Source organism: uncultured Cytophaga sp. (assembly GCF_937863595.1).
GTDB lineage: Bacteria > Bacteroidota > Bacteroidia > Cytophagales > Cytophagaceae > Cytophaga.
In genome coordinates this window covers 1-2,998 of sequence record NZ_CALMGQ010000075.1, presented here as the reverse complement: position 1 = coordinate 2,998, position 2,998 = coordinate 1, and the positions used below count along the sequence as shown (strand labels likewise).

General features: G+C 38.2%; 1 protein-coding gene. It reads right to left on the bottom strand.

The window, feature by feature from the left end; all coding sequences use genetic code 11:
- On the bottom strand, window positions 1-2,605 hold a 2,605-nt coding region (locus Q0543_RS06620), incomplete at its 3' end, for a hypothetical protein (protein WP_299250601.1).
- Window positions 2,606-2,998 lie beyond the last annotated feature (393 nt).

Here is a 2,998-nt window from a genome sequence, read left to right as displayed (position 1 = left end):
TAACATTTGAAACTGCTGCTGTTGTGCATCCCGTTGAAGTTACCGCTACTTTATACGAACCAGCGCTTGGCGCTGAATAGGTTGCATTTGTAGCAGTTGATATATTTCCCGAAGCGTTTGACCATTGGTACGTTAATCCAGCACCTGTATTAGCAGATAGAAGAACAGAACCTCCTGCACAAAACGATGTGCTTGGCGAAGTTATTGCTGCAGTAGGAGCAGGGTTAACAGAAATTGTTTTCGAAGGTGAGATTGCTGTACATCCACTTGCATCAATAACGATTACCGTGTAGGATCCAGGGGCATTTGCAGTATAGGTTGAATTTGTTGCATTTGCAATCGGGTTTGAATCTTTTACCCATTGGTATGTTTTACCAGTACTTGCAGTTAATAAAACCGATTCCCCTGCGCAATAAGAGTTTGAAGGTGATGTAATTGTAGCCGTACATGTGCCAGTAGAAATTTCTCCATAAGCAATCCCACGACCAACGGTAGCCATATAAACACGACCAAATACATTCATGTCTCCAATAACAAACTGACCATTTCCTGGTCCGCCATATTCATGGGCATCGTCATTTGCTCTGGTCCATGTTACACCTTTATCAATGGATGCAAATACACCTGTTACTCCACCAACGGTTCCCCATATGTAAATGGTTAAGTAAGGTGCTGTAGGTGCAGCTTTTCCAAAACCAACTGCCGAACAAGATGTTACTCCTGAAATACTTGAGAAGGTTGTTCCTGAATTGGTAGAATGTTTTAATCCTCCACCATACAAGGCGATCCAAATGTCACCTTCAATACCAGGTACTGGGCGTACAATCGGAGATCCCGATCCATTCGTTGTGGATACTGTAGTGAAATTAGCACCACCATCTGTACTGATTAAAAATGCTCCGTTTGATTTATTGTAAGCATAAAATTTATTTGAGTTTACCATATCAGCCACTGGTACAGCATCTGCAATGTTTAAGCCATTACACGTAGACCAAGAGCCACCATTATTTGTTGATCGATACATTGTTGAAGATCCACTCGGACAATGTAATATGGTTGAACCATTTGCTGAAATGGCAACCTTTCCTTGGAAACCATTGATTGAAGAAGTTTGTGTCCAGCTTGTACCTTGATTGTTTGTATAATACATTTTACCGCTTGAGTTGTCTCCACCACCCACACGTACCATTTTACTTGTACTTAATGCTGCAACTGCCAATCCTGTTGTTGTACCCATTCTAGGCGTATGTATGGGAGCGTATTGTGTTATATCCGTATGTACAAAGCCATCGTAATCCCCAATTACAGATACTAATGGTCCGCCTGTAATACTTACAATATCTAAGGGTACCGTTTCTTCAATTCCTTTACTTAAGAATTTCCAAGTAGTTGAAGATGCATTTACATTTTCACACGTAAATACGCCATTGCCAGAAATAACGTATGCTTGTGCCGTATTAAATGGATTAAATTCAATACATCCTGCCCAGTGGATCGATTGGTCTCCAATCCATGTACAACCATTTGGGTCTAATGTAATACCATTGCCAACCAAATCTTTCCATGTAGAGCCGCCATTTGTACTTAAAAAGAAACGATCACCATATGCGTTCGGGAACTGTGTATAATATAAATTAGTGCTTGATGCAATTAAGCGATTTGCGTTATTGGGATCTACGCTAATACCACCAAAGCCCGACGTCATGCCAGACGGTGTTACGTTGGTCCATGCACCATTTGTTGTATTGTATTTCCAAATTTGACCAGAAGTAATATTCCAAGGGCCTTCTTTATCTGCATACGTGATATACATATTCTTATCACTTGCAAGTATTGCTCGTTGAGGCATCAATGCTGGTCCGCCTGTTACGGCACTGAATGAAGCACCACCATTTGTACTTTTATAAAAATTGTTACTCGTTTGAGATACACCAAAAAAGATTGTTTGTGAAGCATTGCCTGTTGTTGCGCTGCTTTTGTCAAAAAGAACAAAGCTCAATCCATTATCGTTTGCCGTGCTATTTCCAGTAGTTGTAACATTACTCCAACTTGCACCAGAGTCTGTGCTTTTGAAAAGACCATTTCTGCGTGTACCGCAAAATAAAATACTTCCTTTATTCGGATCTACAACTAGCTTCTCGCCATTTTGTCTACCCATGCCATTTCCATGCGCTTTGAATTGTGAGGAAACATCTGTGATTGCAAATGTATTTCCATAATCCGTTGATCGAAGTATAGCTGTTTTTCCATTGTTAAAATAGGATGTCCCTACCAACATATATACATTTTTCGAGGCTTGAGGGTCCATTGCAATGGATTCAACACCTTGCCATCCTGTCTCGTTTTCTGAGGTCCAATCCAACAACGGAATCCATTTTGAATTTGGAGCATCCCAGCGATATGCTCCACCCACATCGGTTCGGGCAAACATAACACCAGACTCTGTTTTACTTGTTATAATTCCAGAAACAAATCCACCACCACCAATAGCAACATTATTCCAGTTGTATGTTTGTGCAAAGGATGGCTGAAAAAATAAAAGCGTAAGTACAGTACAGATTATTCTAAAAGATGTTTGATAGAATGCTTTGGAGAGAGTCGTCATTCAGTTGAAGTTTAATTGTTGAATATTTAAAGATACAATTTTATCGTCTAATAATTATGTATTATAAGGGTCTATATATGATTTGAAATGGGAATATTGCCAATCATTTTTTTTCGTAATATTCTGATAATTCATATCTAATATCAACATTCCTTACCTATATATTAATATAGTTTCAATTCAAAAAAGTAACGATTTTTGAATAGGTATTTTTTGTTTCTATTTTGAAAGGTCTGTAATTGTTTGATTATTAGTTTGTATTGAATGTATATGGTTTATTCAATCGTTTGAATCAAAGACGAATATCTTTAAGTATTTTATTATTTAAAGATAGTATAAAAAACGTTGCTAAGTAATCAATCTGTTCCTTCCTTATGAATAGATGCTGCTATT